This window comes from Orlajensenia leifsoniae (assembly GCF_004570845.1).
Classification (GTDB): Bacteria; Actinomycetota; Actinomycetes; order Actinomycetales; family Microbacteriaceae; genus Orlajensenia; species Orlajensenia leifsoniae.
This window is the reverse complement of the sequence record NZ_SPQZ01000016.1, coordinates 1-796: the sequence shown is the minus strand read 5'-3', so window position 1 is coordinate 796 and position 796 is coordinate 1. Positions and strand designations below refer to the sequence as shown.

Sequence of the window (796 nt, the reverse complement as noted above, 5' to 3'; positions counted from 1 at the left end):
TGCGACCTGCCCAGGTCCAGAGGCACCGAGTCGCCACCCAGCACGAGGGGGATGATGCCCGCGGATGCGGCCAGGCATCGTGCCGTGGCCGCTGAGATCGGCTGGGCGATGCCGTCGATCGTGGCCGCTCCGACGCTGTCGGGGTCGGCGAGGTCCTCGACATCCATTCGCACGACGACGGTCGTGGTCGCGTCGATGGTGGTCTCCTCGCAGCCGATCACATGCAGGGCAATGTCCGCCAGGGCGTCGGCACGCAGCTGCGCCAACGTGCGCTGCTCACCCAGCGCCGGGTCGGCACAATCACATGCCTCAGCGGGTGTGCCGTCGGGGCAGGTGCAGGCGGCGGAGGATCCGAACGCGTCGCGTGCCCGCCGCAGCTCGGCCGTCACCAGGGCGTTGATCGCTCCGACGATGGCGGCGCCCTCGACGGGTGCGAAGTGGCCGCGCAGCACGACAGCGCCGGACTTCTCCTCGACGATCGACAGTGACCGCCCCGCCCGCAATTCGTCCTCCCGCGGCCGCACACCGTCTGTGTCCAGCTTGGCCTCGGCGTACTTCACCGCCACCGAGAGCCCACCGAGGCTGAGCTCGGCCGCTGCGGCAGTGAGTGCCTCCTCGGTCTGCGTGAGGAGCTGTGGATCGGCTCGGAGGGCGACCTTGTCGAGCATGCGTGTGATCATCGCCGCCGCAGCCACACTGATCGCCCCGGCCGCCAGGGCGGCTTCCACGAACGGGTGCTTGGACGGCATCCGCTCGCCCGTGAACGACTCCCGCCCTGCGGTCGCTTCCCCCACAG

The 796-nt window shown here is 70.6% G+C and carries 1 protein-coding gene; it reads right to left on the bottom strand.

Annotation, left to right across the window (positions count from 1 at the left end; all coding sequences use genetic code 11):
• Positions 1-796, bottom strand: a 796-nt coding sequence (locus E4M00_RS17725; RefSeq protein WP_167756957.1) for a DUF222 domain-containing protein, incomplete at both ends; no start/stop codon positions are given.